Source organism: Pseudoalteromonas carrageenovora IAM 12662 (genome assembly GCF_900239935.1).
GTDB lineage: Bacteria > Pseudomonadota > Gammaproteobacteria > Enterobacterales > Alteromonadaceae > Pseudoalteromonas > Pseudoalteromonas carrageenovora.
The window spans coordinates 3,393,350-3,419,713 of sequence record NZ_LT965928.1 but is presented as its reverse complement, the minus strand read 5'-3'; the positions used below and the strand labels follow the sequence as shown (position 1 = coordinate 3,419,713).

Genomic DNA, 26,364 nt, shown 5'->3' with positions numbered 1-26,364 from the left:
ACACAGCGATAAAGTGCTAGTTGCACTGACCTTGCACTATATCGCTGATTGATTGCCAAATTCGAGCTGGCAATAACGTTTTAAGGTGCATGTAAGTTTCACAAAGTTGTGTGCTACCCACTAAACCGTTTTCACCTTCTGTTATTAAAAGCTCACCGCGTAAGTTATCAATAAAGCCAACTAACACTTTTTTGTCAAAAAACTCAGGTGTTTTAATACCATGAAGAGTCCCTAAGCGCTCTGCAAGTACTTGGCTTTCACGTTCTAGTTCCGCCTTTTCAATACCATTGCTGGTTTGGATAAAGCCAATAACAATAGCGTAGCGTTGCAGTGTAAAGCTAAGTGCTCTGCCTAGCATTTCTAGTTTAGCTAAACAGTCATTTGTGTTGGTGATGTGAATATTATCACCATCAATTTCTATTAAGTTTTGATCTGCAAAGTTAGCTAAAATGCGTGTAATGTAGTTTTCATCCAGCTCTTGCAAGTACCACTCTTTAGCGAATAAAGGGTAAAACGCTTTTACTAATTGCTCACATTGTCCAATGGTTGTGGTGTGTTGCTTGAATAAATGCAGTGCAAGTAAGCTTGGTACGGCAAACAAGTGTAAAATGTTATTACGATAGTAGTTGAATAAGATTTTTTCTTTTTCACTAATCGCAATGATTTCACCAAATTCATCGCTAATTACTTCAAACTTATTAAGCTTTAAAGCATGCGTTAATAGCTGCTCAGGTGATTCATCTGGTGCGGTTACTTTTTCGCTATAGCTGGCATCGCGTTGAAGGCGTAAATAAAAATCTAGCTGAGCTAAAAGCTTTGGTTTACTCAGTGCGTGCTTATCGTTAACTAGTAATATCATTGCTAGTAAGTTAACGGCATTAAGTGCAGCTGCATTGTTTATTTTAACCATTACCTGGTCGGCAAGGGCGGCTACTTGAGGGCCTAACCATTGTGGTTTTTGTACATCAGTTGGATGGATTGCATCGCGCCAATCTGGTTGGTTCTCATTTAAATATTGGTTTACAGAAATTGGATCGCCAAAGTTTAAATAACCACGCCCATAGTTTTTAAGATTTTTAATGGCTTTAAATATACCAAAAATAGACTCACCTTTTTTGTCTTTACCGGCCAGCTCTTTAAGGTATGTATTTATTTCCATTACGTGCTCGTAGCCAATGTATACAGGTACAATAGAAACAGGGCGGTCTATGCCACGTAACATAGCTTGTAGAGTCATAGCGAGCATGCCTGTTTTTGGCGGTAGTAGTCGCCCAGTTCGGCTGCGTCCACCCTCAGTGTAAAACTTAACTGAGTAGCCTTTAATAAATAGCTGACTTAAATATTCTTTAAATACGGCCGAATATAGTTTATTACCAGCAAACGAACGGCGAATAAAAAATGCTCCCGAGCGACGAAAAATCCCCCCTGCAGGGAAAAAGTTAAGATTAATACCCGCTGCAATGTGAGGTGGCACTAGACCTTGATGGTAAATCGCATAAGTAAGAAGCAGATAATCCATGTGGCTTCGGTGGCACGGCATATAAATAATTTCGTGGCCTTTATTAGTTAGCTCGTGGATTTGCTCTGTGTATTTTACGTCAATACCGTTATATAGCTTGTTCCATAACCATGTTAAAAAGCGCTCTGCCACACGTATCATTGCTTCAGAGTAATTTGCGGCTATTTCATCCAGTAACTTAAGTGCATTTTGGCGCGCTTCTGTTTGGCTTATATTTTTAGATTTAGCTTCATCTTGAATGGCTTTTTTTATTGTTGGTGAAGCAAGAAGAGAGTTAAACAATTGCTCACGAGAAGGCATTTTAGGGCCAGTTGCCGCAAGTTTTTGGCGCTTAAAATGTACACGTGCAACACGCAGTAGTTTATGTGGCAGCTCACTTACGTCAGCTTTTTCATTAACTAATAATGATAAATCGAGCGGTTGGCTAAATCTAATAAAGTTATCTCGTCCAGAAAACAACACAACAAAAAACTTCCTAAACCAGCTTGGCGTAAGAGAGTGTGTTATTAAAGTACGTAGCCCTGGCTTTTCTTTACCAGGATCGCGCCCCCACAAAATAGTAACAGGCACTACCTGCACATTCTTTTGCCCACTATTTAATAAGTGCTCAACAATCTCTTTGCCTTGTGCAAGCGCATTGGTTGGTTTAGCTTCGTCACCAAATAGTGGCGGTGGATTTTTAATGCCAATAAAACGATCTAGCTGTTTATTACCTAATACTTGTTCTTCAGTTGGACTAGGTAAGCCATGCTTTTTACACACACGAGCAAGTGCCGCTAAGTCAAAGCGTGAATTTAGTCGCACTATATAAAATGTAGGATATTGAGGGTTTAGCTCATACTGCTCAATCGGATTCTCAGGAAGCACTTTGCTTTTAACTAGTAAGCGGCTTACTCCAGCAGAAAGAACATTTAAACAATAATTAAAAATACGCATCGCCTCACCATATTGAGAGTATTAAAAGCAAAATAAGCCCATAGGATACCATAATATCTGCTCAATCCGTTATTTTGCGTAATTGGTTATGAGCTAATAATTGACCGCAAGTGACAGTATAGGTTCAAGTATAGTTATTTATTATCTAGTACATAATGGGCTGTAGCTTATTTAATCGAATACTCGGTTATAATTCTTTTCTAATTAGTTGTTGCATTTATCACCAATATCACTATAATACGCAGGCTTTCAAAATTCCCCCGGGAACTTGAAAGGATAAATTAAGCTTGGATTTCAAGCTAATAAACAGGAGTTCCGATTTGGAACTCAACGTAGATATAGATTAACAACCGGCATCTTAATTATTGAGATTGTTTCGGTCGTTTTTTTATGCTCTTTAAATGCTCTTTATATTGAGGTTTAAGAATGTCAAATCAACGCATTCGTATTCGCCTAAAAGCTTTTGACCACCGTTTGATTGACCAATCAACGGCGGAAATCGTGGAAACTGCGAAACGCACTGGCGCACAAGTACGTGGTCCAATTCCACTACCTACACGCTTTGAACGTTTTACTGTACTTACATCACCGCACGTTAATAAAGACGCGCGTGATCAGTACGAGATCCGCACCCATAAACGTCTGATCGACATCGTAGAACCAACTGACAAGACTGTAGACGCTCTAATGCGTTTAGACCTTGCTGCTGGTGTTGATGTTCAAATCAGCCTGGGTTAATCGAAAGATTAGAGAGGTTATAGGAAAATGGCATTAGGTCTAGTCGGTCGTAAAGTGGGTATGACACGTATCTTCACTGAAGATGGTGTATCTATCCCTGTGACAGTTATTGAAGCGACTCCTAACCGCATTGCTCAGATCAAATCTGACGCAACAGACGGTTATAACGCGCTTCAAGTAACCGCAGGCACTAAAAAAGCAAGCCGTGTAAACAAAGCTTCAGCGGGTCATTTCGCTAAAGCTGGTGTTGAAGCGGGTCGCGGTCTGTGGGAATTCCGCCTAAATGGTGGTGAAGGCGATTTTGAAGTAGGCGCAGAGCTTACTGTTGAATTATTCAACGAAATCAACAAAGTTGACGTAACCGGTACTTCTAAAGGTAAAGGTTTCCAAGGTGGTGTTAAGCGCTGGAATTTCAGCATGCAAGACGCTACACATGGTAACTCTCTATCTCACCGTGCTCCTGGTTCAATCGGTCAAAACCAATCACCTGGTAAGGTGTTTAAAGGTAAGAAAATGGCCGGTCATATGGGTGCTGAGCGTGTAACGACTCAAAACTTAGAACTAGTTCGCGTTGACGCTGAGCGTAACTTGCTATTAGTTAAAGGTGCTGTACCTGGAGCTATCGGCGGTGACGTTATCGTTAAACCAGCTGTTAAAGCATAAGTCCTGGAGATTTAGTGATGGAATTAGCAATTAAAGACGCTTCTGGCGCTCTTGAAGTTTCTGAAGCTACTTTTGGACGTGAGTTTAACGAAGCATTAGTACATCAAGTAGTTGTTGCATACGCAGCAGGTGCTCGTCAAGGTACTCGTGCTCAGAAGACACGTTCTGAAGTAAGCGGTGGTGGTAAAAAACCATGGGCTCAAAAAGGTACTGGCCGTGCACGTGCTGGTACAATCCGTAGTCCAATTTGGCGTTCAGGTGGCGTTAGCTTCGCAGCTAAACCACAAGACCACAGCCAAAAAGTAAACCGTAAAATGTACCGCGGTGCGATCAAAAGCATCTTATCTGAATTAGTTCGTCAAGAGCGTTTAATCGTTGTTGAAAGCTTTGGTTTAGAAGCACCAAAGACAAAAGAATTAGTTTCTAAGCTTAAAGAACTTGAGCTTAAAGATGTTCTTATCGTGACTGAAGAAGTAGATGAAAATCTTTTCTTATCGGCACGTAACCTTTATAAGGTTGACACGCGTGATGTAGCTGGTATCGACCCTGTAAGCTTAATTGCTTTCGACAAGGTACTTATTACAGCCGCTGCTGTTAAGCAACTTGAGGAGGCGCTAGCATGATCCGTGAAGAACGTCTTTTAAAAGTGATCCTTGCTCCACATATCTCTGAAAAAAGCACAATTGCTGCTGAAGAAAACAACACGATTGTTTTTAAAGTAGTAAATGACGCAACTAAAGCTGAAGTTAAAGCGGCAGTTGAGAAGCTTTTTGAAGTAGAAGTAACGGGTGTTCGCACACTTAACGTTAAGGGTAAAACAAAACGTACTGGCGCACGTTTCGGTCGTCGTAGCGACTGGAAAAAAGCTTACGTTACTCTTAAAGAAGGCAGCGAGCTAGACTTTGTCGGCGGCGCCGAGTAATAAGGGGATAGAATTATGGCACTTCAAAAGTGTAAGCCTACTTCTGCGGGCCGTCGTCACCTAGTTAAAGTGGTTAACCCAGATTTACATAAGGGTAAGCCATACGCACCACTTTTAGAGAAAAACTCTAAATCAGGTGGTCGTAATAACAATGGTCGTATTACGGTTCGTCATATCGGTGGTGGTCATAAGCAGCATTACCGTTTAATCGATTTTAAACGTACTAAAGATGGCATTCCAGCCACTGTTGAGCGTTTAGAATATGATCCAAATCGTAGCGCAAACATCGCTCTTGTATTATATGCAGACGGTGAGCGTCGTTACATTATCGCACCTAAAGGCTTAAAAGCTGGTGATGCAATCCAGTCTGGTGTTGATGCACCAATCAAACCTGGTAATGCATTACCTATGCGCAATATGCCTGTAGGTTCGACTGTTCACAACGTAGAATTAAAACCAGGTAAAGGTGCTCAAATCGCACGTTCTGCTGGTGCATACGTTCAAATCCTTGCTCGTGATGGTCAATATGTAACATTACGTCTTCGTTCAGGCGAAGTTCGTAAAGTTGAATCTGATTGTCGTGCGACTCTAGGTGAAGTAGGCAATGCTGAGCATATGCTTCGTTCACTTGGTAAAGCAGGTGCAAATCGCTGGCGTGGTATTCGTCCGACAGTTCGTGGTGTTGCCATGAACCCGGTTGATCACCCACACGGTGGTGGTGAAGGTCGTACATCTGGTGGTCGTCATCCTGTGTCTCCATGGGGTAAACCGACTAAGGGTGCGAAGACGCGTAAGAACAAGCGTACGGATAAATTTATAGTACGTCGTCGTACTAAGTAATATTGAGGAATAGCCATGCCACGCTCTCTCAAGAAGGGTCCTTTTATAGACCTACACTTGCTGAAGAAGGTAGAGAAAGCTTTGGAAAGCGGTGAAAAGAAGCCAATTAAAACTTGGAGCCGTCGTTCAATGATCATACCTAACATGATCGGATTGACCATTGCTGTCCATAATGGTCGCCAGCACGTGCCAGTTTTCGTTTCTGACGAAATGATTGGTCACAAACTAGGTGAATTTGCACCAACTCGCACTTACCGTGGCCATGCTGCGGATAAGAAAGCGAAGAAACGATAAGAGGGGAAGATAAATGCAAGCATTAGCTAAACATAAATTCGCCTCTGGTTCGGCGCAAAAAGCTCGTCTAGTTGCAGACCAAATTCGCGGACTACCTGTAGACCGCGCATTAGAAATCCTGGCGTACAGCCCTAAAAAAGCGGCTGTATTAGTTAAGAAAGTACTTGAGTCTGCTATTGCTAACGCAGAGCATAACGAAGGTGCTGACATTGATGAGCTTCGTGTAACTACGATTTTTGTGGACGATGGTCCAACAATGAAACGTATTATGCCACGTGCTAAAGGACGCGCAGACCGCATCCTTAAGCGTACAAGCCACATCACTGTTGTGGTTTCAGATAGCTAGGAGTATAAGTAATGGGACAAAAAGTTCATCCTACTGGTATTCGCCTAGGTATATCTAAACCTTGGGTTTCTACCTGGTACGCGAGTTCAAAAGATTTCTCTGATCAGCTTTTTGGCGATCACAAAGTACGTAAATTCCTTACTAAGGAATTAAAAGCGGCTTCTGTGTCTAAAATCGTTATTGAGCGCCCAGCTAAATCTATCCGTGTAACAATTCATACGGCTCGTCCGGGTGTTGTTATCGGTAAAAAAGGCGAAGACGTAGAAAAATTACGTCAAGCGGTAACTAAGATTGCTGGTGTACCTGCTCAGATTAATATTTCTGAAGTACGTAAACCAGAACTTGATGCACAACTAGTAGCAGACGGTATTGCCTCTCAACTAGAGCGTCGTGTTATGTTCCGTCGCGCTATGAAGCGTTCGGTACAAAATGCAATGCGCATCGGTTCTAAAGGGATCAAAGTTGAAGTTAGCGGTCGTCTTGGCGGCGCAGAAATCGCACGTTCAGAATGGTATCGTGAAGGTCGTGTACCTCTACATACTCTTCGTGCTGATATCGACTACGCAACTTCTGAAGCCTTAACCACTTATGGTATCATTGGTGTTAAAGTTTGGATCTTCAAAGGCGAAGTTATTGGTGGTTTACCACTAGTACAAGAGCAAGAGAAGCCAGCTAAACGCGCACCAAAGAAAGCCAAGAAAAGTGCTAAGTAGAGGTAGCGAGTAATGTTACAGCCAAAACGTACAAAATTCCGTAAAATGCACAAAGGCCGCAACCGCGGTTTAGCGCAAAACGGTAACAAAGTAAGCTTCGGTACTTTCGGTTTGAAAGCTACTGGTCGTGGCCGCATGACTGCTCGTCAAATCGAAGCAGCTCGTCGTGCTATGACGCGTCACGTGAAACGTCAAGGTAAAATCTGGATCCGTGTCTTCCCTGACAAGCCGATCACAGAAAAACCTCTTGAAGTTCGTATGGGTAAAGGTAAAGGTTCTGTTGAATATTGGGTTGCTGAAATTCAGCCTGGTAAAGTACTTTACGAAATGGAAGGTGTTTCAGAAGAGCTTGCTCGTGAAGCGTTTGACCTTGCAGCTCGTAAACTGCCATTCAAAACAACTTTCGTAACTCGGACGGTAATGTGATGAAAGCAAGCGAACTAAAAGATAAAAGCGTAGAAGAGCTTAATGCTGAACTTCTAGGACTTCTTCGTGAGCAATTTAATATGCGCATGCAAGCAAGCACTGGTCAGTTAGCTCAGACACACACGCTAAGAACAGTACGTCGCGATATCGCGCGTGTAAAAACAATTATTAACCAGAAGGCAGGTCAATAATGAGCGATAAAATTCGTACTCTTCAAGGCCGTGTAGTAAGCGACAAGATGGAAAAATCTTTCACTATCGCTATCGCACGTTACGTGAAGCACCCAATCTATGGGAAATTCATTAAACGTACAACTAAGCTACACGTACATGACGAAAACAACACAGCAAAAGCGGGTGACGTAGTTACTATCCGTGAATGTGCACCAATTTCTAAGAATAAATCTTGGACTTTAGTAGACGTTGTTTCTAGTCCAAAACAAGCTTAATTTTTAATTAAGTTAGTTTTGTAAAAAAGCCCCGGCATTAGCTGGGGCTTTTTGTTTGCGTTTAAAAAAGCTGTAGGTGTGAAGCTTTCAGTTGTCAGCTGTTCTAAGTGAAGTAATACCAACCTGCATAAATCTTTGATCAATTTAACGAATTAAATTGCACTATAACGTCGTTAAAAATTTTTTATTTAGAACAACTAGATACAAAAATTTTTGCCTAGTTCTAGCGTAATTTTCTTAACGTTAAATAGACCTCATATATAAGCAGATTGGTATAAAGCGCCGTAACTTGGTGAGTCTAGAAGTCCCGAGGAGAAAGAGCGCCACGAATATGTAAGAGTAGGTAATACCAACCCGCAATAGTACTAAATCTATTTGAGGGATTAAATTTGACGCTAACTGCGCTAAAAATTTCTGATATACGACTGCGTGGATGCTGAAGGTAGAGCAATGCAGGATCAATTGCTGAGAACAATTAAATAAAAATAAGGGGTTTATAAATTAATAAACCTATGCCTTTGTGTAAATAGGGCGGTAACAATAGATATTAATATGCACACTACAGAGGCTACAACTAGGATGCGGTTCTCGATTCGACTTACTTGCCTTTCGCCTACAATTTGGTAGGTAACATCTCCTTCAATAAACCGCTCACCTTGATATTGCTGACTTACATTAAACGCTAAAAAATCATCTAGTTTTGCCTGATAGGTAAAGTAGGTTTCTGGATAAAAAATCTCGTAGTGGGCACAAAGCCAAACGGTAATAGCCAAAATTAACATCAAAGTACACACTATCGCTAACTTAGGAGTTTGTGCTGCCTTTATGGGAGAAGCCGGTAAATATTCATTAAAGCTAATGCCATAACAGCTACTTAATTTTTCAAGTACTTCGGGAGATGGTATGAACTGCCCATTTTCAAGTTTTGATAGATATGATTGTTGAATTCCAATTTCGCGTGCAGCAAAAGCTTGAGTCCATTTTTTATCTGATCTTAGGCGCTTTAACTCCATTCCCAACGCTTGCATAAACCTTGCTCTTATTATTAGTAAACAATTTTATTATCGCTAAAAATTGTATTTATAAATACCCTAATAATTAATATTCATACCTATTAATACAAAGAATATTATGAATATTAGTAGCTTATATATTAAATAGCGCAATTTCAGTTATGCTCAACCCTAACGCTACTAAGGAGCTATAAAATGTTAAACAAATATACTTGCGCTATTTTAGTGTTTATAGGAGCATTTTTTTATACGAATGCTAGTTATGCTGAGCCTGTTTTTGCAATTAAAGCCAGTATTTATAAACTTAAAAACCAAGTTACCGTTGATAGTAAAATTGAAGAAACCCTAAAAAGCTTGAGTCCTATCCATCAACCCCAGTTACTTACTTTGTTAGACAAAAGTGCGCTGATAGAAATTGGTGATGAGAAGAAGCTAACAGCGCTAGAGGTAAAACCAAATAAAGATGGCAGCTACTTTAATGCCAGTATGAAACTTAAAGAGCAAGTTGATGGGAAGTGGCAATCTATCTCTTCTTTTATGCCGCAGATCCCAAACGGTCAAACAGTCTATTTAAGCCGAACTTTTACAGATAAGGTTTGGCTTATTAAAATTACAGGTAAACGCTACGAGTCGTTAGAGTTAGGACAGCAGGCACTAAGTAATAATAGTTGGTAGATAAGCATACTTACGTTGAGTTTGAGGCTCGTTTGCTACAATAAAAGTTTCATATTACTTATTTGGAAAATACAAATATGCGCGCTAGTATGCTCCAATAAATATACATGGAAAGTAGCATGACCAAGCAGTTAGTTTTAATTATAGGTAATGGCCCTGTAGAAGACGATATCAGTAAATCGATAAACAGCTTTGATAGAGTGGTGCGTTTTAATATGTGTGCAAACATGCCAGAACACTTAGGTCTTAAATGTACTGATTTATGGTTAGTCGGTAGGGGTAAGCAAGGTTTAAAATTTACCACGGCATTTCCAGCTATAGATATAAAGCGGCTGCAAAATGTCATGATCACCGACCCTAAACCTAATTTATTTACTCAAACCTTTTACAAGCTAATTCAGCGTAAGGGCTGTATTGATCATGGTAATAAAATAACGCTCAAATATAGTGAATATGCAAATGTAGAGCGAATTCCTCAGCGCGAAAAAAATGCTTTTTTAAAACATTTGCATATTTTTGGCAAACCCGCTTTTAAACCAAAAGCGCCAAGCTCTGGGGTGTTAGCTATTGAGTACTTTTTAAAGCAACAAGCACAAGTGTATATTACCGGCTTTGGTTTTAAGGGGTGGAAACGCCACCCCTGGAATCTAGAAAAGCTGTATGTGGAGTCACTTATTGCTGAGCAAAAAGTACAGGTATTAAAAAGCCCCAGTCAGTGCTGAGGCTAAAACCTTATAAACTATTTACTACCAAATCATGTCTACAAATTCAGGGTGGTCGATATACGGGTTACGATTCCCTTGAAACTCATAAACGGCTTGGTTGCGGTCAAGCTCCATTTGGCTAACAGGGTCTGCGTTATGCCAATTAAGCAGCATGGTTACAACCCAACTCTCGAATACTTGATTGCTTGTACCATTAAGTACTGCATTACTTGCCGTTGTGTTATTTTGCCACGAACCTATTACGTTCTCGTAGCGCGTAGCCATATAAAAATAAGCACGCGCAAAGTCACCCTTAAACTCATCTATTGGCTCAAATACAGTACCAGAGTAGTTTAATGAACTTGTTGCTGTGCCTACCTTGCTACCGTTAGTTGATGTAAATGATGCACTAGCTACTTCACCAAATGGATAGTTACTACGTTTTGAGTTTACATAACCGTCAGTTGCGTAAATGTGGTGCACGTCTGAATTCATTGGCTCATTTGTGCCGCCAAACCAGCTTTTAGGGAACGAATGCTCACGGTTATAGCAATTACCTTCTCCACTATAATTACCACACTGATCGCTTACAGCAGTGTATGTGTAACTATCGCTGCCGTTAGTCTTTTCACTGTACATATCTAAAATGCTGTTATCGTTTTCAAAGTATTTATCGCGTGCTGATGAATCGTAAAAATTCCAAATAGCAGAGTAACCTTGCGAGCTGTGGTTGTTGATAATGTTGTAAAGCTCAGTTTTTAAAGCATAACCGGATAGCCCTTGAGTTGTAACATAGTATCCCGTAGGCGTTGGGTTTGTTCCATCGCCATCACCGGAGCCACCGCCTAAAGTAAATGAAGTGCTGTCGGTACTGTTAAAGCTTGCACCATTTGCAAGCTCTGTAGAGCCTTGAGTAAGCGTATAGCTACCATTGCCAACATTACAACACATGCCGTCTCCGTAGCTGTCACTTACAACAAGTGTATATGCGCCATCAGTTAAGCACAGTTGTTCATTGTATTGGGTGTTTGATGCATAACCACTGCCATTAGCAACGCTGCTACCTTGGTCATTATTAACCGCCCAGCTGGTTTCGCTACCGTAGTTATCTGTATTCAACGTTAAAGTGAGGCTATTGTCGTTGCAACTAGTTGCGGAGCCGCCATCGGTATTAGGTAAAAAGTTGTCGATATAAACGGTTTCACTACCATCAAAGCCGCTTACATCATAAAAGCGAAGCCCTACATTAATTATTTTATTACTGCTTGGCGTATAGCTATGGCTTATAGTTTGCCATTGATTAGTTTGTGCTTGGTTTGAATAGCCTTGATAACCATCTATATACAAGCGTGCTTTAACTTTACCTTCGGTGTGGTAAACATCCACAGAAAATTCATATGTTTTACCTGCTTCAACGCTTATTTGTTGTAGTAGATCGGTATTGCTTTGCGAAGCTGTCGTTACATTTATAGCTGCGGCGCTACTACCGCTTTTAACTGTACTGGTTGAGTGCGTTAAGCTGATTCCGCTATCAATGGTGGTCCAAGAGCTAGGTGTATTGCCAGTCCATTGTTCAAAGTCACCATTGGCTACGTTAGCCATAGTGGGTAGGGCTGCTAATAATATAGCGCTGCCTAATAATTTAGTTTTATATTTCCCGTGTAACATGGTTGTTCCTATTTTTATAGTTGAATAAATAACATACACTAACGGCGCTTGGTTACAAAATTGTTAAATTTAAACTTAATGAAATAGCAATAATAAGCCTTTAAGCTGTTTTTGAAGGTCTTTATATAAATTAATAACTAAATGGAATAACAAAGCAGATTCTATTCTTTTTTTATAAACGCATAGCCCGTTATCCTTCAGACTTAGAAAACCTCAACAGAGACGCTCTGCAAGAGGGAAACTCATTTTCAACAATGCTTAAATTGCATTGTGTTTAATTTTTCAGGGTTATGGGGAATAGATTCATGTTGTTAGGTCAACTAAACGCTGCGGCAAGCCCGCTAACGCAAGAGCAAGTACAGAAGCTGCAAGGCTTAGTGGCTGAACTTAATCCAATTCAACAAGCGTGGGTAAGTGGTTACTTAGCCGCTAATGCTAACTCGGCTGCATTAGGTGGCCCAGTTGCAAATACACCTGCTGCAGGCGATGCTGCACCGTTAACTATTTTATATGGTTCTCAAACAGGTAACGCAAAAGGCGTAGCAACTAAGCTAAAAGAGCAAGCCGAGTCGCGTGGACTTGCTGTTAAGTTAGTAAGTATGTCGGATTACAAACCAACAGCCCTGAAAAAAGAAAAGTTTTTAACCATCGTTGTATCTACATACGGTGAGGGCGAGCCGCCAGAAGATGCAGAAACATTACATGAATTTTTAGCCACTAAAAAAGCACCTAAATTAGATGATGTAAAAGTAGCTGTTATAGGTTTGGGTGATTCTAGCTATGAGTTTTTCTGCCAAACAGCCAAAGATTTTGAAGAACGCTTAAATAAACTAGGTGCGCAAACTATCTATCAACGTGCTGATTTAGACGTAGATTACGATGATGAAGCTGCAGCGTGGATTGCAGGCGCAATAGACGCTTTTGAGCCAGATTTAAAAGCGCAGCAAGATGCGGCGGGCGGCCAAGTTGTGTCAATGCCGTTTGGTGCGCCAACGGCTGCAGCAAGCCAATACACCAAGCAGAATCCGTTTGAAGCAGAGCTTTTAACAGTTCAAAAAATTACTGGCCGCGATTCTACTAAAGACGTACGCCATGTTGAAATTTCGCTTGAAGGTTCTGATATTACCTACACACCAGGTGATTCATTAGGTGTGTACTTTTTAAATGACGATGTATTAGTTGATGAAGTACTTACACTTACTCAAATAGATGCAACAAGCATTGTAAAAGTAGGCGAAGAAGAGCTAAGCGTACGTAACGCCTTAATTGAGAAGCTAGAGCTAACTCAGTCATACCCAGGATTTGTAGAAAAATACGCAATTGCTACGGGCACGCCAGAGTTACTTAAGCTAGTTGAAGATAAAGCTGCAATGCGAGCATACATTGAGCCTCGCCAAATATATGATGTCATTCGTCAAAACCCAGCAAAGCTTGATGCGCAAACGCTAGTAGATTGCTTACGTAAATTACAAGCTCGTTTATATTCGATTGCCTCTAGTCAAAGTGAGGTTGAAGACGAAGTACATTTAACACTAGGTTTAGTGCAGTTTGATGCATTTGATAGCGAGCACTTAGGCGGCTGTTCTGGTTACTTAACTCGTCGTGCTGAAGAAGGCTGTAAAGTTAAAGTATTTAGCGAACATAATGATAACTTCCGTTTACCAACAGACGACAATACACCAGTGATTATGGTTGGCCCTGGCACCGGTATTGCGCCATTCCGCGCATTTTTACAAGAGCGTGACTCGCGTGAAGCACAAGGTAAAAACTGGCTGTTTTTTGGTAACCCACACTTTACTCAAGACTTTTTATACCAAGTAGAAATTCAAGGTTATTTAAAGTCAGGTTTACTTAATAAAGTAGATGTTGCATTTAGCCGTGACCAAGCAGAAAAAGTATATGTACAAGACAAATTACGCAGTAACAGCAAAGACGTATTTGAATGGCTAGAAGCGGGTGCGCACTTATATATTTGTGGCGATGCAAACCGCATGGCAAAAGATGTACACAATGCACTTGTTGATATTGTTAAAGAAAACACAGGCAAGAGCAATGAAGACGCAGAGCAATATTTAAAAGACTTACGTAGCGCTAACCGCTATCAGAAAGACGTGTATTAATCACGTTTCTTATTTTATTAACAGCTAGCAGCCGTCACTGTAACAAATTTAGGATTTAAAATGAGCGAACAAGATAAAAACGTAAAACTTTCTGATAATGAACGTTTGAAAAGAGAAAGTAACTTTTTACGTGGCACCATAGAGCAAGATTTAAAAGACGAAATTACCGGTGGTTTTACAGCCGATAACTTTCAATTAATACGCTTTCACGGCATGTATCAACAAGATGACCGTGATATTCGTGGTGAACGTGCAAAGCAAAAGCTAGAACCGCTTCATAACGTAATGCTACGTGCGCGTATGCCTGGCGGTATTATTAAGCCGGAGCAGTGGTTAGCAATCGATAAATTTGCTGATGACAAAACAAGCTACGGCAGCATTCGTTTAACTACGCGTCAAACGTTTCAGTTTCATGGTGTATTAAAGCCAAATATTAAAGGCATGCACCAAATGCTCAACAGTGTAGGCATAGACTCTATTGCAACTGCGGGCGATGTTAACCGTAACGTACTGTGTACTACTAACCCTGTTGAGTCTGAGCTACATCAAGAAGCTTACGACTGGGCTGCAAAAATTTCTGAGCATTTATTACCAAAAACCAAAGCGTATGCTGAAATTTGGCTAAATGGCGAAAAAGCAGAAACTACAGAAGAGCCAATTTTAGGGTCTAACTATCTACCTCGTAAGTTTAAGACAACGGTAACTATTCCGCCTAATAACGAAGTTGATGTTCACGCTAACGATTTAAACTTTGTGGCAATTGCCGATAACGGCAAGCTTGTTGGTTTTAACGTCCTTGTTGGTGGTGGCCTTGCCATGACTCACGGTGATACCGCAACGTATCCGCGTAAAGCAGATGACTTTGGTTTTATTGCCTTAGAAGATACCTTAAAAATTGCTGAGCATGTTGTATCTGTACAACGCGATTGGGGTAACCGGTCAAACCGTAAAAATGCAAAAACTAAATACACACTAGACCGTGTGGGTACTGATGTATTTAAAGCAGAAGTAGAAGCGCGTTCAGGCGTTAAATTTGCACCAAGCCGTCCGTTTGAGTTTACTCATCGTGGCGATCGTATTGGTTGGGTTGAAGGCATTGATGGTAAGCACCACTTAACACTATTTATTCAAAGCGGCCGTATTTTAGATTACCCAGGTAAGCCACTTAAAACAGGGTGTCGTAAAATTGCAGAAGTTCACCAAGGTGACATGCGCATGACGGCAAACCAAAATTTAATTATTGCGGGTGTACCGGCAGATCAAAAAGCAGTGATAGAAGAGATTGCCCGTAATCACGGCCTAATTGATGACAAAGATACAGAGCAACGCAAAAACTCTATGGCATGTGTAGCATTACCAACATGTCCGCTTGCTATGGCTGAGGCTGAGCGTTACTTACCAAGCTTAATTGAAAAAACCGAAGCACTGCTAGCTAAACACGGCATTCCGGATGACAGCATTATTATGCGTGTTGTTGGTTGTCCTAATGGTTGTGGCCGCGCAATGCTTGCAGAAGCCGGTTTAGTAGGTAAAGGCCCGGGTAAATATAACGTTTACCTAGGCGGTAACCTTGAAGGTACACGCATTCCTAAATTGTACCTAGAAAACGTAGGCGAAGATGTTTACCTAGACGCGTTTGATAAGCTAATTGGGCAGTGGGCAAGTGAGCGCAACGACGGTGAATGTTTTGGTGACTTTGTTATTCGCAAAGGCATTGTTGCTGAAGTTAAAGTGTCAGTAACCGATTTTCACGCATAATTAAATACCAGCGTTTTAGCGCTGGTGAGGCTTGGAATTTTCCATGAGTGAATTTAAAAATATTTTACAGCAGGATAAACAAAGCCAAGCGGCTATGTTAGCTGATGCTAATGGTTTACTAGCGAATATGAGCGCTGAGGAGCGTGTTGCATGGGCGCTTGATAACTTGCCTGAGACGGCATTCTTATCATCTAGCTTTGGTATTCAAGCAGCGGTAATGCTGCATTTAATGACCTCACAACGCCCAGATATACCTGTAGTCTTAACCGATACGGGCTACTTGTTTCCTGAAACCTATCAGTTTATTGAGCAAATGAGTGAACGGCTGTCACTTAATCTAAAAGTGTACAAAGCGCAGCTAAGCCCCGCATGGCAAGAAGCCAAATTTGGTAAGCTGTGGGAACAAGGCGAAGAGGGTATTAAGCAATATAACCAGCTTAATAAAGTTGAGCCGATGACCCGCGCACTTAAAGACATTGAAGCAGGCACCTGGTTTAGTGGTTTGCGACGCGATCAATCATCTACTCGTGCTGATAAGCAGTTTGTAGAAATAAGCCGTGGTACGGTAAAAGTGTACCCAATTATTGAATGGTCAAACCGCGATGTATATCAATACCTTACTAAACACGATTTACCTTACCACCCATTATGGGAGCAAGGTTATGTGTCGATGGGTGATGTACATACTACGCGTAAACTAGAGCCAGGAATGAGCGAAGAGGAAACCCGCTTTTTTGGTTTAAATCGTGAATGTGGCTTGCACATTGATGGTGACGGTATTTAATCGTTTATACTAAAAAATGTATATTTTAAACGCAGCTTAAGCTGCGTTTTTATTACAAAAAAATTGCCTGTTTAAGAATTTTTTATTAGACTCATTACAATAAAGGATTAACTAAAGCAGGAACGCTATGAAATACTTTACCTATTTAGCAATATCAATCATGGTTATTGCTGTTATCTCATTGTTTTATTTAAAAAAGCCCGACGGCCAAACATGGCTTTCTACATCCTCAATTAGCAACGAATCCCTGCAAATTAAAGAAAAAATGCTCGCACTTTCTACAAATACACTCGACCAAGCAGTACAGGGTGTAAAGCAAGCTGGCGATAAAATTGCGAGCAGCATTTCTGATGAGCCAATTCCTTCTACTACATCAAGTAATAAAATTTATAAGTGGCAAGATGAAAGCGGCCAGTGGCATTTTTCAGATACGCCAAATCCAGATGTAACAAGTATTGAGGTAAAGTTAGACCCTAAAGATATTACTGTTATTGCTGCTGAAGACACGTCTATTTTAAACGCTGCACCTAATACAAACAAAATGACAGCAAACCCAGAAACCCCATCAATATTTAATCCTGACTCGGTTAAAAAGTTATTTGATGATGCGGAAAACGTAAAAGAAAAACTAGAAAAGCGTAATAAAGAAATAAACAACTTAAGCGCGCTTTAGTTATTGCGTTCTAGAGAAGCCAGTGCAGCTCAATATTGATTAACAAATATAAAAGCCCAGCTTATTTACTAAGCTGGGCTTTTAAATGCATTAATTACGGCGCAAATTAATCAAGCATATTACGCAGTACATATTGTAAAATACCGCCGTGTTTGTAGTAATCCCACTCTTTAGGGGTATCAATACGTACATCGGCACTAAAGCTTACCTTTTTACCTTCAGCATTAGTGGCTATTACACTTACTTCGTCAGTTTTATCGTAAAGGCCTTCAATATCAAATTGCTCTTGGCCCGTTAATCCTAACGACTCATAGCTTTCGCCATCTTTAAATTGCAGAGGTAAAACCCCCATACCAATTAAGTTAGAGCGGTGTATACGCTCATAGCTTTGCGCTACTACTGCTTTTACACCAAGTAACAATGAGCCTTTAGCTGCCCAGTCACGCGATGAGCCTGTACCGTATTCTTTACCTGCCAAAATAATTAATGGCGTTTCATTTTTTTGATACTCCATAGCCGCATCGTAAATGCTAGCTAGGTCGTTTTCTGGTTGCGTGCGAGTAACACCACCCTCAGTACCCGGTGCGAGCAAGTTTTTAAGCCTTACATTTGCAAATGTACCGCGCATCATTACTTCGTGATTACCACGGCGTGAACCATATGAGTTAAACTGCGCTTTTTCTACGCCTTTTTCTTGCAAGTATAGGCCAGCAGGAGCATCTGCTTTTATCGCACCAGCAGGCGAAATATGATCAGTAGTTACTGAGTCGCCTAATTTAGCTAAACAGCGTGCGCCTTCAATTGTAGGAACGCCAGGCGGTTCTACCTTCATGCCATCAAAAAATGGGGCTTTTTTGATATAAGTTGATTCATCATTCCAATCGTAAAGTTTACCATTTGGAATTTGAATTTTTTGCCAGCGGCTATCGCCTTCGTATACATTGGCATAGCTTTTTTCAAACATTTCTTTAGTTACCGTTTTTTGTACTAACTCATTCACTTCACTTACACTTGGCCAAATATTCTTAAGGTAAATATCGTTACCGTTTTTATCTTGCGCAAGGGGTTCGTTATATACATCTATATCTGTTCGACCTGCAATTGCATAGGCAACAACCAGTGGCGGTGATGCTAAAAAGTTCATTTTGACATCTTGGTGAATTCGCCCTTCAAAGTTACGGTTACCCGATAAAATTGAGCTTACAACCAGCTTATGCTTTTGAATGGCATCTGATATCTCTGTTGCTAGTGGGCCTGAATTACCAATACATGTTGTACAGCCATAACCGACTAAGTTAAAGCCTAGTGCTTCTAGGTCATCCATCAAATCTGCTTTTTCCAGGTAGTCAGTTACAACTTGGGAGCCCGGCGCAAGTGATGTTTTAACCCATGGTTTTACATCAATGCCGAGTTGCTTAGCCTTTCTTGCTACTAAACCAGCGGCTAAAATTACACTTGGGTTTGAGGTGTTTGTACAGCTAGTTATGGCTGCAATAACACAGGCGCCATCGTTAAGTTCAAATTCTTGTCCTTTAAACTTAACTTTTGCAGCCCCCATAAACTGCGCTTCGTCTACTGGCTCATCTGGATTAGTGGTAGGGCCTTCGCTTTCAATGCGAGCTTGCTCTATATCACTTTTATCACGGCGCTCCATGCGCTCATCTTGAAAGCCTTTTAAGTGCTGGCCAATAACTTCGCCGGCTTTATCTAATGCGATTCTGTCTTGCGGACGTTTAGGCCCAGCAAGGCTTGGCACGACATCATCAAGTTTAAGTTCAAGGGTATCGGTATAATTTGCTTCGTCGCCATCGTTGCGCCATAAACCTTGGTGTTTGGCGTAATCTTCAATTACTTTAAGGTGTTTTTCATCGCGGTTTGTTAGGCGTAAATAATTAATGGTTTCATCATCAATAGGAAAAATACCACACGTAGCGCCGTACTCGGGTGCCATATTAGCAATCGTTGCTCTATCCGCCAGAGGTAGATCAGCCAGGCCGTCACCATAAAACTCTACAAACTTACCTACAACACCATGGTTACGTAGCATTTCGGTTACTGTTAATACCAAATCGGTTGCTGTTGTTCCCTCAGGAAGGCGACCATTTAGCTTCATGCCAACCACCTGTGGAATGAGTAAGCTAATTGGCTGGCCAAGCATTGCAGCTTCGGCTTCAATGCCGCCTACGCCCCAACCAAGAACACCTAAGCCATTAATCATAGTGGTGTGGGAGTCGGTGCCTACTAAGGTATCTGGGTAAGCAAACTTTTTACCATTACTGTCTTCGTTAAATACAACACGTGCTAGGTATTCTAAATTTACTTGATGAACAATCCCGGTTGCTGGTGGCACAACTTTTAAGTTATCGAACGCTGTTTGCCCCCAACGTAAAAACTCATAGCGTTCTTTATTACGTTCGTATTCTAGCTTTGCATTTAAATCAAATGCGCCATCATTGCCGTAACCATCTACTTGTACTGAATGGTCAATAACAAGTTCAGCAGGAGATAGCGGGTTTATTTTTGCAGGATCGCCACCTAGCTTCTCCATAGCATCACGCATGGCCGCTAAATCGACAATTGCAGGAACACCTGTAAAATCTTGCATAACGACACGTGCTGGTGTGAAAGCGACCTCAGATGATGGTTTAGCTTTAGAATCCCAATTTAGGAGGGCTTGAATGTCTTGTTCTTTTATATTTACGCCATCTTCATTGCGTAGCAGGTTTTCGAGTAATACTTTGAGGGAAAAGGGCAGTCGCTTAGCTTTATCGCCTAATCCTTTAAGTGAGTGAATATGATATTGCTCGCCATTAATAGTTAGTTGATGTTCTGTTTCGAAACTATTCATTTTTTGCCCCTTTGGTAATTAGGTAAATATCCTTGAAAAGATGACCTCTTTTATTTTCTTATGTGCAAAGTATATACCAGCGTAAACTACGTGGTTAAAAGTGCGAAATTTGTACAGTAATAAGTATAGAGGTGATGGCGAAGAATGGTTTTTCAAGGGTGATAAAGGGCCAAAAAATATTAGCCCTTAAACGTAATTAGTTTAACCAGCTTTGTTGCTTACCTTTAATACTTATATAAAGCAGGCCTATGGCAATAATAATAACTAAAATAGGCATAAACACAGCACTTGCTCCTAACAGATCAATACTATTTATAACAACAAAGTTATAGTATTGCTGCAGTAAAATAGCCGCTAAAGACACTGTAAATGTCGGTATGGCGAGCGCCTTTTTCTTCAGTAAAAAAATACACCCTAGCAAGCCTCCAAATACGGCTATAGCAAAAGCAATGGTAGACCAAAGGGGAATGTCAGAGTAGGCAGCTTGTTGATCTATAGGCAGTTTGCTTATCAGTTCAGGGGTCATCATCATTTGCATCACAAATGCAATAACACCTAGAGAGTTCCAAATAAGTGCAGCCCAAGCAAGCGGTTTCAACCAAGTGGGTGTAGACATGTTATGACCTTGTTTTTATTGTTATTTACAAGGTAATTAAAGAGTAAAAAAGCCAGCATTACAAGCTGGCTTTTATATTTAAAAATTGCAATGACGCCTAAATTTTAGCCAAATGAAATTGGGCGTCGCCCTGTATTTTCATCTCTTTTAGGCTTTTTAGTGCGCTTACGCTTACTTTTAGCAGGTTGATTAGAAGTGCTTTCAGGCGTTGTTTTTGGCTCTGGTGTACTTTGCACTACTACTCGCTCTGCAGGGATTGCATCTTCACTTAATGATAATTGAAAAAACTCACCATCAAATTCTAATACGTCGCCACTGTATAATTTTTTCCGTTTTATTGTACAAATTTCATGGTTAACACCCACGTAGCCTTCAGCGATTAGGTTTTTTGCTTGGCCGCCACCTTCAACTAAATCAAGTACTTTTAATAATTTGCAAAGCTCTATTGGCTCTTCTTCTAATTCAATCTCTATGTATTCTTCGTTCATGTTAGCTCCAGTGGGGTAACGCATAGTCCCCTAGTATAAAGGCTTGTAGAGCATTTTGCACCAAAGCAAATATAAAACTAAGAAGGTATTGGCTAATTATATTGAAACTTTTATGCCTTTTTCTCTATCTTTAAGAAAACTGAAGCAATTGCAGGTTAAGCTTCACGGCAAATGATTTTCATTGATGGCTCGCTAATTGCTAAAACTCTGGCGGATTAACTGATGTGTAATGTATACATATAAAACGGAGTAGAAAATGGGCGTAAGATTAGCAATGAAAAAAGAGCTAATGGGTTTAGATAATTCTGATATGTTAACTGCTGACGACGTAAGATCGCATCTAGCGAGTTTGGTAAAAGAGCAAACACAACTTAGCGACAGTGGCTTTTCGGTTATTTCAAAATTTAATGATACGCACAGCCGTTTAATTAGTGGCGATCCGCTTAGAAAATCAAAGCTTGAATTTGAACGCCACCGCTTGTTTAACGAAGTTTTATACACTCGACAAAGTGTTGATGCATGGTTAGATAGCCAAACCAGTCATATCAATCAGTAATAATATTAATTAAGCGAATTGTTATTAAATTGCTATTGATAGTGTTCTCTAATAGACTACAAGTGTAATCATTGGAGGGGAACTATGAAAAATGGAATTTTGATATGTGTGTTGGCATTATTATTAGCTGCGTGCCAACAACCTACCGTGTATGTATTTAGTGAAAACTTGCAAGATGAGCAACGCAATCAACTAGATGCTGCACTAAGCGCACAAAACCTCCCTTATGAATACGTACCGCTGGCAATTCCATCTAATTTTGGTGAAGCCACATTGCTTTTATCAAGCGATAAAATTTACCAAAAAGAGACTGAGCAGTTAGCTATTATTATGCAAGAGCCAGGGCGTGTTGACCTTTGTGGATTGAAATTTGTTCAATCTAGGGTCGATTTAATTGCGGCGCGAGGTTTGTAACCTAGTGGGCTAAGTAAAAACCGAGCAACAAAGAGTCAATCGTCCCTAGAAAGAACCCTTTGGGCAGCGCATGTTTGGTCTTTATGCTGCGTTATCGCCTATTTATGGGGAGCAACCACACTACATAGGCTCTGCCTTGCTTAAATACCAAACAGTCTGCTGCAAATTCAACCACGAAAGGTCAACACGCCCTAGATTATCAACCCGAAATTAACTACACCACACGATCAAATCACTTTTATGGTGATGGGAATATTGGTTTTTATTTAAAGAGTACTGATGGGGAAGACGCGTTCGCTATGCCCTCTCGGTTACGAACAACCCATTGCAGCGACGATAAGTACAATGATTTAGCGGTCAAATTTGCAAATGAACATGTTGAATTTACATTACCAAGTGGTGCGGTTGTGAGGCTCAGTTGGGAGTATTTGTATGGGTATGTTGTTATTTATTATAAAACCTATTCGCAAACATATAGCCATTCACAGCCACTTGTAAATACCCCCTTTGGTGACAAGCCTTCAGATACTTACACGTTTACTGCGCACGTTAATAACCCCGGCTGGCTTGATTGCTCATTACAAACTGTTTATATGGACTGAGCTAACCGTGCGTTTCTATATGCTCGCTAAGCTTAGCAATGCGCAGGCTCATACCTTCAATAATTCGGTCTTTAATTTTTTCGCGTATTACATTAGGCAAGCGAGTAAGTGCCTCTGGGGTAATGGCAAGTACTATGGTGTCGGTTTTAGCACGAGCGCTGGTGCTACGCTCTCGGTTATTAATAAATGCACCTTCACCTATAAACTCACCAGGCTCAATAGTACCTAGCTCTAATAAGTGGTTGTGCTTAAATACTAATAATGCGCCGCTTAATACAATATATAAGCGCTTGTCATTATCGAACTGTTTAAATAAAAACTGATGTTGATTAACTAAATATAAAAGGCCAAACGATTCTAAAAGCACTTGGCGCTCACCAAGTGTGAAGTCTTTAAAAAAGTGCAGCCTATTTATAATTTCCATTTGTTTAAACAAAGGAATATGTTCAATTAACTTCATCAATAACCAAAATTAATAAGGAGTGTTAGTTAATATTGCGCTCTTTTAATTTGCGGGTCAACGTGTTGCGTCCCCAGCCTATTTTTATGGCTGCATCTTGTTTATGGCCAGAGCAATTAGCGAGGGCTGTTTTTATTAATCGAGTTTCAAGCTGGGCTTGAATATCAGGCCATATGTTTTCTTTGCCTTGTTTAAGCTCTTGATTAAGCCATTGTTGAAATGCATCAAGCCAATCACCTTCTTGTTGAGTAGGTGAAGCATCAAGTATTTCAAGTGGTAAGTCTTGCTCACTTACAAGCTCCCCCGGTGCCATAACAGTAAGCCATCGGCATGTGTTTTCTAGTTGGCGAACATTACCTGGCCAGCTAAATAAACGTAATTGATCAGTGGCTTTTGGGCTTAAGATTTTGCTGTCTACTTGCAGGTCTTTAGCGCTTTTATGTAAAAAGTGCTGTGCAAGGCGCCCAATGTCTTCAGTACGTTCACGAAGCGCAGGTAAGCGTAGGCGCACTACATTTAAGCGATGAAATAAATCATCCCTAAATTTACCTTGTTTTACTAAGTCTTCTAAATTTTGATGCGTTGCTGCAATAATACGTACATCTACTTTTATGCTTTGATGACCGCCAACACGATAAAACTCCCCATCGGCCAGTACGCGCAATAAACGAGTTTGTACATCAAGTGGCATATCGCCAATTTCATCTAAAAACAGTGTGCCGCCGTTTGCTTGTTCAAAGCGGCCTTTACGAACGCTATCGGCACCGGTAAACGCGCCTTTTTCGTGGCCAAATAATTCAGACTCAACGAGTTCTTTTGGAATTGCGGCCATGTTAAGAGCAATAAATTGGTTTTCTTTACGCGGACTGTGATTATGCAATGCGCTGGCTACCAGCTCTTTACCAGTACCTGATTCACCATTAATAAGCACACTCATACTAGAGGCCGAAAGCTTACCTATGGCTCTAAACACTTCTTGCATGGCAGGTGCTTCACCAATAATGTGCGCGCTTTTAGGTGGAGCTTGCTTACGTTTTGTTTTTTTAGTGGAGTTTGCTCTGCATGCACTTTCAACCAAAGCTACGGCTTCGTTTAAATCAAACGGTTTTGCTAGGTATTCAAATGCGCCTTTTTGAAACGCATTAACTGCTGAGTCTAAGTCTGAATGGGCGGTCATTATAATAACCGGCAACCCAGGGTTTTGCTCTGCAATAAGTTCAAGCAATGCCATGCCATCCATGCCTGGCATTCTAACGTCAGATACCAAAACAGTTGGTTGGCTAAACTTTAATGCGCTTAATACATCTTGCGCATTAGCAAAGCTTTCCGTGGTAAACCCTGAACGGGTAAGTGCTTTTTCGAGTACAAATCGAATTGATGCATCATCATCTACAAGCCAAACTGTTTTCATGAAAACTCCAAACATTAATCTGCAAAGGGCAGATAGATATTAAATTCAGTATGTCCAGGCCAGCTATCACATTCTATGTAGCCATCATGCTGATCTATGAGTGTTTGCGCTATTGAAAGCCCTAAACCCGAGCCACCTTCTTTGTTGGTGATCATAGGGTAGAAGAGCGTTTCACGTACACTAGGATCAATGCCTGGTCCGTTATCAGATATTTGGATCATCAAGGCTTTTTTAGGCGCTTTACCTGGGCGACGATGTTGATGATTAATGCGGGTTTTTATTTTTATTTCACCGCCATCTACAAGTGCCTGTTGAGCATTACGAACAATGTTTAATACAACTTGCTGTATTTTGCCTTGATCAATGAATACATCAGGAATGCTTGGGTCGTAGTCTTTTACCAAACTAATGTTAGAGCAATTGTCTAACGTACTGAGTCTTACTACCGACTCAAGTGATTGATGTATGTTGCCATAAGACTTCTGCGGGAGTTGGTTTGGCCCTAAGAGCCTATCTACTAATTCGCGCAATCTGTCTGCTTGCTCAATAATGAGCTCGGCACATTGATCTCTTTCTTGTTGATCAACCTCATACTGCAATAACTGCGCCGCTCCGCGAATTCCCCCTAAAGGATTTTTAATTTCATGCGCTAACCCTCTAATTAAGTTTCGGGCTGCTTGATATTGATGCATTTGATTAGATGCTTGGTCGTGTTTAATTTCGTCGTCTGTTTGGCGCCACTCAAATAAAATATACAGTGTATTATTAAACTTAATTTGCCTTGTACTTACGGCTACTTTTGCATGGCGAGAGTCGCTAAAAACCACGTCAGCTCTGTGCTGCTGGCAATCTACACCTTCAACTAATGAATATTGTTCTATACGCTTTAAATCAATTGAATGGTAATTAAAAAGGCTATCAAAAGGTTGCTCTAGTAAGCGCTTATTACCAAGTCCAAGTAGTTCGCTGGTGCTTGTGTTGGCGTAAACAACCTTAAATTTTTTATCAAGAAGCATGATAGCTGTTGTTTGGTTTTGCCAAATGGCATCGAGTAGCTCGGGGCTAAAATTTTTATTATCAATCATGATTGCACCACTTTAGTGCGTTGATATTTGCAAGCAAGTTATTTGAATCAAATACCTACTGCACCTATAAGTAAAGCCACTATTTAGTTACCTAAGTTTAGCCCTTTTCGGTGCATGAAAAAAATGCAAGGTTGGCTAACGGCAATAATTTGGTTTTTACTGTTAAACAGTTTTAATTGAAGTGTGTGCTCGCCTCTTTCTACATCTCTGATTGCAAAGGTTGAGCTATCACTAGCGGGACCATTAGCTTTACCATCTATAAAAAGCTGAATAGTAAAACCACTTTCAAAGCGTGGAGTTATTCGGCTAGTAACATAAACACTACCGGTATTTTCACGTATAGTTTGGTTATGCTCAGGCGAGGAAATGGCAATTTTAAACGCCGCTTGTTGAGGTTGGGTTGGCTCGTTAAAAACGTCAGTATTCGTTGCAGGCATATTAAGACTTTGGCTTGTGAGTTTTACCTCGGTAGCGCCTTTATGGGGTGTGTCTGAGAACACTAATACGCCATTTTTATCTTTCCAAGCGTATATTTTTTTTTCACCCGCATAACCATAATTGCTTAATCCTAAAGCAATTAATAGTAATAAAATCTTGTAATTCACTCTGCAGCCCTGCATTTTTATCGGTAACTTAACTCTAGT

Annotated in this window: 29 protein-coding genes and 1 pseudogene; 20 read left to right on the top strand and 10 right to left on the bottom strand. The window is 40.6% G+C overall.

The annotated features are described in order from the left end of the window. Nucleotides 1–16 precede the first annotated feature (16 nt). On the bottom strand, nucleotides 17–2,455 hold the full coding sequence (plsB, locus tag ALFOR1_RS15530) for a glycerol-3-phosphate 1-O-acyltransferase PlsB (protein WP_104643487.1): 2,439 nt from the start codon (nucleotides 2,453–2,455) through the stop codon (nucleotides 17–19). A gap of 426 nt (nucleotides 2,456–2,881) precedes the next feature. Between plsB and rpsJ the strand changes: the two genes are divergently transcribed. Genes rpsJ through rpsQ form a run of 11 tightly spaced genes read left to right on the top strand, consistent with a single transcriptional unit; the run spans nucleotide 2,882 to nucleotide 7,845 of the window. Then, nucleotides 2,882–3,193, top strand: coding sequence for a 30S ribosomal protein S10 (gene rpsJ, locus ALFOR1_RS15525; protein WP_002957900.1), 312 nt, complete (start codon nucleotides 2,882–2,884; stop codon nucleotides 3,191–3,193). Nucleotides 3,194–3,220: 27 nt separating this feature from the next. Beyond that, nucleotides 3,221–3,856: a 50S ribosomal protein L3 gene (gene rplC, locus ALFOR1_RS15520; RefSeq protein ID WP_016709048.1), complete on the top strand. Its 636-nt coding sequence runs from the start codon at nucleotides 3,221–3,223 to the stop codon at nucleotides 3,854–3,856. Between the two features lie 17 nt (nucleotides 3,857–3,873). Beyond that, a complete protein-coding gene (rplD, locus tag ALFOR1_RS15515; protein WP_004588686.1) occupies nucleotides 3,874–4,479 on the top strand; it encodes a 50S ribosomal protein L4 in 606 nt (201 codons plus the stop codon). After that, complete coding sequence (rplW, locus tag ALFOR1_RS15510; protein WP_054206127.1) at nucleotides 4,476–4,778, top strand: 50S ribosomal protein L23; 303 nt, start codon at nucleotides 4,476–4,478, stop codon at nucleotides 4,776–4,778. The genes rplD and rplW overlap by 4 nt, the downstream gene beginning before the upstream one ends. Nucleotides 4,779–4,793: 15 nt before the next feature. Further along, entirely contained in the window at nucleotides 4,794–5,618 is an 825-nt protein-coding gene (gene rplB, locus ALFOR1_RS15505) for a 50S ribosomal protein L2 (RefSeq protein WP_007376192.1), read from the top strand. A 15-nt stretch (nucleotides 5,619–5,633) separates the two neighbouring features. Beyond that, nucleotides 5,634–5,912, top strand: coding sequence for a 30S ribosomal protein S19 (rpsS, locus tag ALFOR1_RS15500; protein ID WP_004588689.1), 279 nt, complete (start codon nucleotides 5,634–5,636; stop codon nucleotides 5,910–5,912). A gap of 13 nt (nucleotides 5,913–5,925) precedes the next feature. Continuing rightward, nucleotides 5,926–6,258, top strand: coding sequence for a 50S ribosomal protein L22 (gene rplV / locus ALFOR1_RS15495; protein WP_004588690.1), 333 nt, complete (start codon nucleotides 5,926–5,928; stop codon nucleotides 6,256–6,258). Nucleotides 6,259–6,269: 11 nt separating this feature from the next. Next, the gene (gene rpsC / locus ALFOR1_RS15490) at nucleotides 6,270–6,971 is read left to right on the top strand and encodes a 30S ribosomal protein S3 (RefSeq protein ID WP_058549201.1); all 702 of its coding nucleotides are present in this window, start codon (nucleotides 6,270–6,272) and stop codon (nucleotides 6,969–6,971) included. Between the two features lie 12 nt (nucleotides 6,972–6,983). Further along, on the top strand, nucleotides 6,984–7,397 hold the full coding sequence (rplP, locus tag ALFOR1_RS15485) for a 50S ribosomal protein L16 (RefSeq protein WP_002957890.1): 414 nt from the start codon (nucleotides 6,984–6,986) through the stop codon (nucleotides 7,395–7,397). Further along, nucleotides 7,397–7,588, top strand: a complete 192-nt coding sequence (gene rpmC / locus ALFOR1_RS15480) for a 50S ribosomal protein L29 (RefSeq protein WP_054206130.1) — start codon at nucleotides 7,397–7,399, stop codon at nucleotides 7,586–7,588. Before rplP ends, rpmC begins: the two co-directional genes overlap by 1 nt. Continuing rightward, nucleotides 7,588–7,845, top strand: coding sequence for a 30S ribosomal protein S17 (gene rpsQ, locus ALFOR1_RS15475; protein WP_006791355.1), 258 nt, complete (start codon nucleotides 7,588–7,590; stop codon nucleotides 7,843–7,845). The genes rpmC and rpsQ overlap by 1 nt, the downstream gene beginning before the upstream one ends. Nucleotides 7,846–8,339: 494 nt before the next feature. Here the strand turns inward: rpsQ and ALFOR1_RS15470 are convergent, their stop codons facing one another. After that, nucleotides 8,340–8,873, bottom strand: a complete 534-nt coding sequence (locus ALFOR1_RS15470) for a helix-turn-helix domain-containing protein (RefSeq protein WP_104643486.1) — start codon at nucleotides 8,871–8,873, stop codon at nucleotides 8,340–8,342. A gap of 180 nt (nucleotides 8,874–9,053) precedes the next feature. On the opposite strand from ALFOR1_RS15470, the gene ALFOR1_RS15465 reads away from it, so the two are divergent. Together ALFOR1_RS15465 and ALFOR1_RS15460 are read left to right on the top strand one after the other, a co-directional pair. Then, nucleotides 9,054–9,533, top strand: coding sequence for a hypothetical protein (locus ALFOR1_RS15465; RefSeq protein WP_104643485.1), 480 nt, complete (start codon nucleotides 9,054–9,056; stop codon nucleotides 9,531–9,533). 119 nt (nucleotides 9,534–9,652) lie between these two features. Next, on the top strand, nucleotides 9,653–10,255 hold the full coding sequence (locus ALFOR1_RS15460) for a hypothetical protein (protein ID WP_104643484.1): 603 nt from the start codon (nucleotides 9,653–9,655) through the stop codon (nucleotides 10,253–10,255). A 24-nt stretch (nucleotides 10,256–10,279) separates the two neighbouring features. On the opposite strand, the gene ALFOR1_RS15455 is transcribed toward ALFOR1_RS15460, so the two are convergent. Next, complete coding sequence (locus ALFOR1_RS15455; RefSeq protein WP_104643483.1) at nucleotides 10,280–11,905, bottom strand: endonuclease; 1,626 nt, start codon at nucleotides 11,903–11,905, stop codon at nucleotides 10,280–10,282. A 305-nt stretch (nucleotides 11,906–12,210) separates the two neighbouring features. Between ALFOR1_RS15455 and ALFOR1_RS15450 the strand changes: the two genes are divergently transcribed. The 4 genes from ALFOR1_RS15450 to ALFOR1_RS15435 all read left to right on the top strand — a co-directional run bounded on the left by ALFOR1_RS15450 (nucleotide 12,211) and on the right by ALFOR1_RS15435 (nucleotide 17,240). Next, the gene (locus ALFOR1_RS15450; protein ID WP_104643482.1) at nucleotides 12,211–14,025 is read left to right on the top strand and encodes an assimilatory sulfite reductase (NADPH) flavoprotein subunit; all 1,815 of its coding nucleotides are present in this window, start codon (nucleotides 12,211–12,213) and stop codon (nucleotides 14,023–14,025) included. Between the two features lie 60 nt (nucleotides 14,026–14,085). Further along, on the top strand, nucleotides 14,086–15,783 hold the full coding sequence (gene cysI, locus ALFOR1_RS15445) for an assimilatory sulfite reductase (NADPH) hemoprotein subunit (RefSeq protein WP_104643481.1): 1,698 nt from the start codon (nucleotides 14,086–14,088) through the stop codon (nucleotides 15,781–15,783). A gap of 43 nt (nucleotides 15,784–15,826) precedes the next feature. Beyond that, on the top strand, nucleotides 15,827–16,567 hold the full coding sequence (locus tag ALFOR1_RS15440; protein ID WP_058549208.1) for a phosphoadenylyl-sulfate reductase: 741 nt from the start codon (nucleotides 15,827–15,829) through the stop codon (nucleotides 16,565–16,567). Between the two features lie 127 nt (nucleotides 16,568–16,694). Continuing rightward, nucleotides 16,695–17,240: a DUF4124 domain-containing protein gene (locus ALFOR1_RS15435; protein WP_104643480.1), complete on the top strand. Its 546-nt coding sequence runs from the start codon at nucleotides 16,695–16,697 to the stop codon at nucleotides 17,238–17,240. Between the two features lie 106 nt (nucleotides 17,241–17,346). Here ALFOR1_RS15435 and acnA read toward each other — a convergent pair whose 3' ends face one another. The 3 genes from acnA to ALFOR1_RS15420 form a co-directional block, all read right to left on the bottom strand. Continuing rightward, nucleotides 17,347–20,088: an aconitate hydratase AcnA gene (gene acnA / locus ALFOR1_RS15430; RefSeq protein ID WP_104643479.1), complete on the bottom strand. Its 2,742-nt coding sequence runs from the start codon at nucleotides 20,086–20,088 to the stop codon at nucleotides 17,347–17,349. Nucleotides 20,089–20,284: 196 nt separating this feature from the next. Further along, nucleotides 20,285–20,704 carry a hypothetical protein gene (locus ALFOR1_RS15425; protein WP_058549211.1) on the bottom strand — a complete coding sequence of 140 codons (420 nt, stop codon included), beginning with the start codon at nucleotides 20,702–20,704 and terminating at the stop codon, nucleotides 20,285–20,287. Nucleotides 20,705–20,808: 104 nt separating this feature from the next. Beyond that, on the bottom strand, nucleotides 20,809–21,192 hold the full coding sequence (locus tag ALFOR1_RS15420) for an RNA-binding S4 domain-containing protein (protein WP_058549212.1): 384 nt from the start codon (nucleotides 21,190–21,192) through the stop codon (nucleotides 20,809–20,811). 256 nt (nucleotides 21,193–21,448) lie between these two features. Between ALFOR1_RS15420 and ALFOR1_RS15415 the strand changes: the two genes are divergently transcribed. The 3 genes and pseudogenes from ALFOR1_RS15415 to ALFOR1_RS15405 form a co-directional block, all read left to right on the top strand. Further along, nucleotides 21,449–21,748 (top strand): hypothetical protein, encoded by a 300-nt coding sequence (locus tag ALFOR1_RS15415; RefSeq protein ID WP_058549213.1) that lies wholly within the window; start codon nucleotides 21,449–21,451, stop codon nucleotides 21,746–21,748. A gap of 84 nt (nucleotides 21,749–21,832) precedes the next feature. Next, the gene (locus ALFOR1_RS15410; RefSeq protein WP_405127308.1) at nucleotides 21,833–22,162 is read left to right on the top strand and encodes a hypothetical protein; all 330 of its coding nucleotides are present in this window, start codon (nucleotides 21,833–21,835) and stop codon (nucleotides 22,160–22,162) included. Between the two features lie 191 nt (nucleotides 22,163–22,353). Beyond that, nucleotides 22,354–22,764 (top strand): annotated as a pseudogene (locus ALFOR1_RS15405) (hypothetical protein); the annotation flags it as partial. A 1-nt stretch (nucleotide 22,765) separates the two neighbouring features. On the opposite strand, the gene ALFOR1_RS15400 reads toward ALFOR1_RS15405, so the two are convergent. The 4 genes from ALFOR1_RS15400 to ALFOR1_RS15385 all read right to left on the bottom strand — a co-directional run bounded on the left by ALFOR1_RS15400 (nucleotide 22,766) and on the right by ALFOR1_RS15385 (nucleotide 26,325). After that, nucleotides 22,766–23,224, bottom strand: coding sequence for a cyclic nucleotide-binding domain-containing protein (locus tag ALFOR1_RS15400; protein ID WP_058549214.1), 459 nt, complete (start codon nucleotides 23,222–23,224; stop codon nucleotides 22,766–22,768). A 25-nt stretch (nucleotides 23,225–23,249) separates the two neighbouring features. Further along, nucleotides 23,250–24,635 (bottom strand): nitrogen regulation protein NR(I), encoded by a 1,386-nt coding sequence (gene glnG, locus ALFOR1_RS15395; RefSeq protein ID WP_104643478.1) that lies wholly within the window; start codon nucleotides 24,633–24,635, stop codon nucleotides 23,250–23,252. A 14-nt stretch (nucleotides 24,636–24,649) separates the two neighbouring features. Beyond that, nucleotides 24,650–25,720 carry a nitrogen regulation protein NR(II) gene (glnL, locus tag ALFOR1_RS15390; RefSeq protein ID WP_058549216.1) on the bottom strand — a complete coding sequence of 357 codons (1,071 nt, stop codon included), beginning with the start codon at nucleotides 25,718–25,720 and terminating at the stop codon, nucleotides 24,650–24,652. Between the two features lie 83 nt (nucleotides 25,721–25,803). Continuing rightward, entirely contained in the window at nucleotides 25,804–26,325 is a 522-nt protein-coding gene (locus ALFOR1_RS15385; protein ID WP_104643477.1) for a DUF4124 domain-containing protein, read from the bottom strand. Between the last annotated feature and the right edge of the window lie 39 nt (nucleotides 26,326–26,364).

What these genes read in the sequence shown, in the direction of transcription:
- rplC (WP_016709048.1), top strand. Translation starts at nt 3,221, where the DNA reads ATGGCATTAGGTCTAGTCGGTCGTAAAGTGGGTATGACACGTATCTTC.
- ALFOR1_RS15415 (WP_058549213.1), top strand. Translation starts at nt 21,449, where the DNA reads ATGGGCGTAAGATTAGCAATGAAAAAAGAGCTAATGGGTTTAGATAAT.
- rpsS (WP_004588689.1), top strand. Translation starts at nt 5,634, where the DNA reads ATGCCACGCTCTCTCAAGAAGGGTCCTTTTATAGACCTACACTTGCTG.
- ALFOR1_RS15425 (WP_058549211.1), bottom strand. Translation starts at nt 20,704, where the DNA reads ATGTCTACACCCACTTGGTTGAAACCGCTTGCTTGGGCTGCACTTATT.
- ALFOR1_RS15465 (WP_104643485.1), top strand. Translation starts at nt 9,054, where the DNA reads ATGTTAAACAAATATACTTGCGCTATTTTAGTGTTTATAGGAGCATTT.
- ALFOR1_RS15410 (WP_405127308.1), top strand. Translation starts at nt 21,833, where the DNA reads ATGAAAAATGGAATTTTGATATGTGTGTTGGCATTATTATTAGCTGCG.
- cysI (WP_104643481.1), top strand. Translation starts at nt 14,086, where the DNA reads ATGAGCGAACAAGATAAAAACGTAAAACTTTCTGATAATGAACGTTTG.
- ALFOR1_RS15435 (WP_104643480.1), top strand. Translation starts at nt 16,695, where the DNA reads ATGAAATACTTTACCTATTTAGCAATATCAATCATGGTTATTGCTGTT.
- ALFOR1_RS15460 (WP_104643484.1), top strand. Translation starts at nt 9,653, where the DNA reads ATGACCAAGCAGTTAGTTTTAATTATAGGTAATGGCCCTGTAGAAGAC.
- ALFOR1_RS15455 (WP_104643483.1), bottom strand. Translation starts at nt 11,905, where the DNA reads ATGTTACACGGGAAATATAAAACTAAATTATTAGGCAGCGCTATATTA.
- rpsQ (WP_006791355.1), top strand. Translation starts at nt 7,588, where the DNA reads ATGAGCGATAAAATTCGTACTCTTCAAGGCCGTGTAGTAAGCGACAAG.
- glnL (WP_058549216.1), bottom strand. Translation starts at nt 25,720, where the DNA reads ATGATTGATAATAAAAATTTTAGCCCCGAGCTACTCGATGCCATTTGG.
- rplW (WP_054206127.1), top strand. Translation starts at nt 4,476, where the DNA reads ATGATCCGTGAAGAACGTCTTTTAAAAGTGATCCTTGCTCCACATATC.
- rpsC (WP_058549201.1), top strand. Translation starts at nt 6,270, where the DNA reads ATGGGACAAAAAGTTCATCCTACTGGTATTCGCCTAGGTATATCTAAA.
- ALFOR1_RS15400 (WP_058549214.1), bottom strand. Translation starts at nt 23,224, where the DNA reads ATGAAGTTAATTGAACATATTCCTTTGTTTAAACAAATGGAAATTATA.
- rpmC (WP_054206130.1), top strand. Translation starts at nt 7,397, where the DNA reads ATGAAAGCAAGCGAACTAAAAGATAAAAGCGTAGAAGAGCTTAATGCT.
- glnG (WP_104643478.1), bottom strand. Translation starts at nt 24,635, where the DNA reads ATGAAAACAGTTTGGCTTGTAGATGATGATGCATCAATTCGATTTGTA.
- rplD (WP_004588686.1), top strand. Translation starts at nt 3,874, where the DNA reads ATGGAATTAGCAATTAAAGACGCTTCTGGCGCTCTTGAAGTTTCTGAA.
- plsB (WP_104643487.1), bottom strand. Translation starts at nt 2,455, where the DNA reads ATGCGTATTTTTAATTATTGTTTAAATGTTCTTTCTGCTGGAGTAAGC.
- ALFOR1_RS15420 (WP_058549212.1), bottom strand. Translation starts at nt 21,192, where the DNA reads ATGAACGAAGAATACATAGAGATTGAATTAGAAGAAGAGCCAATAGAG.
- rpsJ (WP_002957900.1), top strand. Translation starts at nt 2,882, where the DNA reads ATGTCAAATCAACGCATTCGTATTCGCCTAAAAGCTTTTGACCACCGT.
- ALFOR1_RS15470 (WP_104643486.1), bottom strand. Translation starts at nt 8,873, where the DNA reads ATGCAAGCGTTGGGAATGGAGTTAAAGCGCCTAAGATCAGATAAAAAA.
- ALFOR1_RS15450 (WP_104643482.1), top strand. Translation starts at nt 12,211, where the DNA reads ATGTTGTTAGGTCAACTAAACGCTGCGGCAAGCCCGCTAACGCAAGAG.
- rplV (WP_004588690.1), top strand. Translation starts at nt 5,926, where the DNA reads ATGCAAGCATTAGCTAAACATAAATTCGCCTCTGGTTCGGCGCAAAAA.
- rplB (WP_007376192.1), top strand. Translation starts at nt 4,794, where the DNA reads ATGGCACTTCAAAAGTGTAAGCCTACTTCTGCGGGCCGTCGTCACCTA.
- acnA (WP_104643479.1), bottom strand. Translation starts at nt 20,088, where the DNA reads ATGAATAGTTTCGAAACAGAACATCAACTAACTATTAATGGCGAGCAA.
- rplP (WP_002957890.1), top strand. Translation starts at nt 6,984, where the DNA reads ATGTTACAGCCAAAACGTACAAAATTCCGTAAAATGCACAAAGGCCGC.
- ALFOR1_RS15440 (WP_058549208.1), top strand. Translation starts at nt 15,827, where the DNA reads ATGAGTGAATTTAAAAATATTTTACAGCAGGATAAACAAAGCCAAGCG.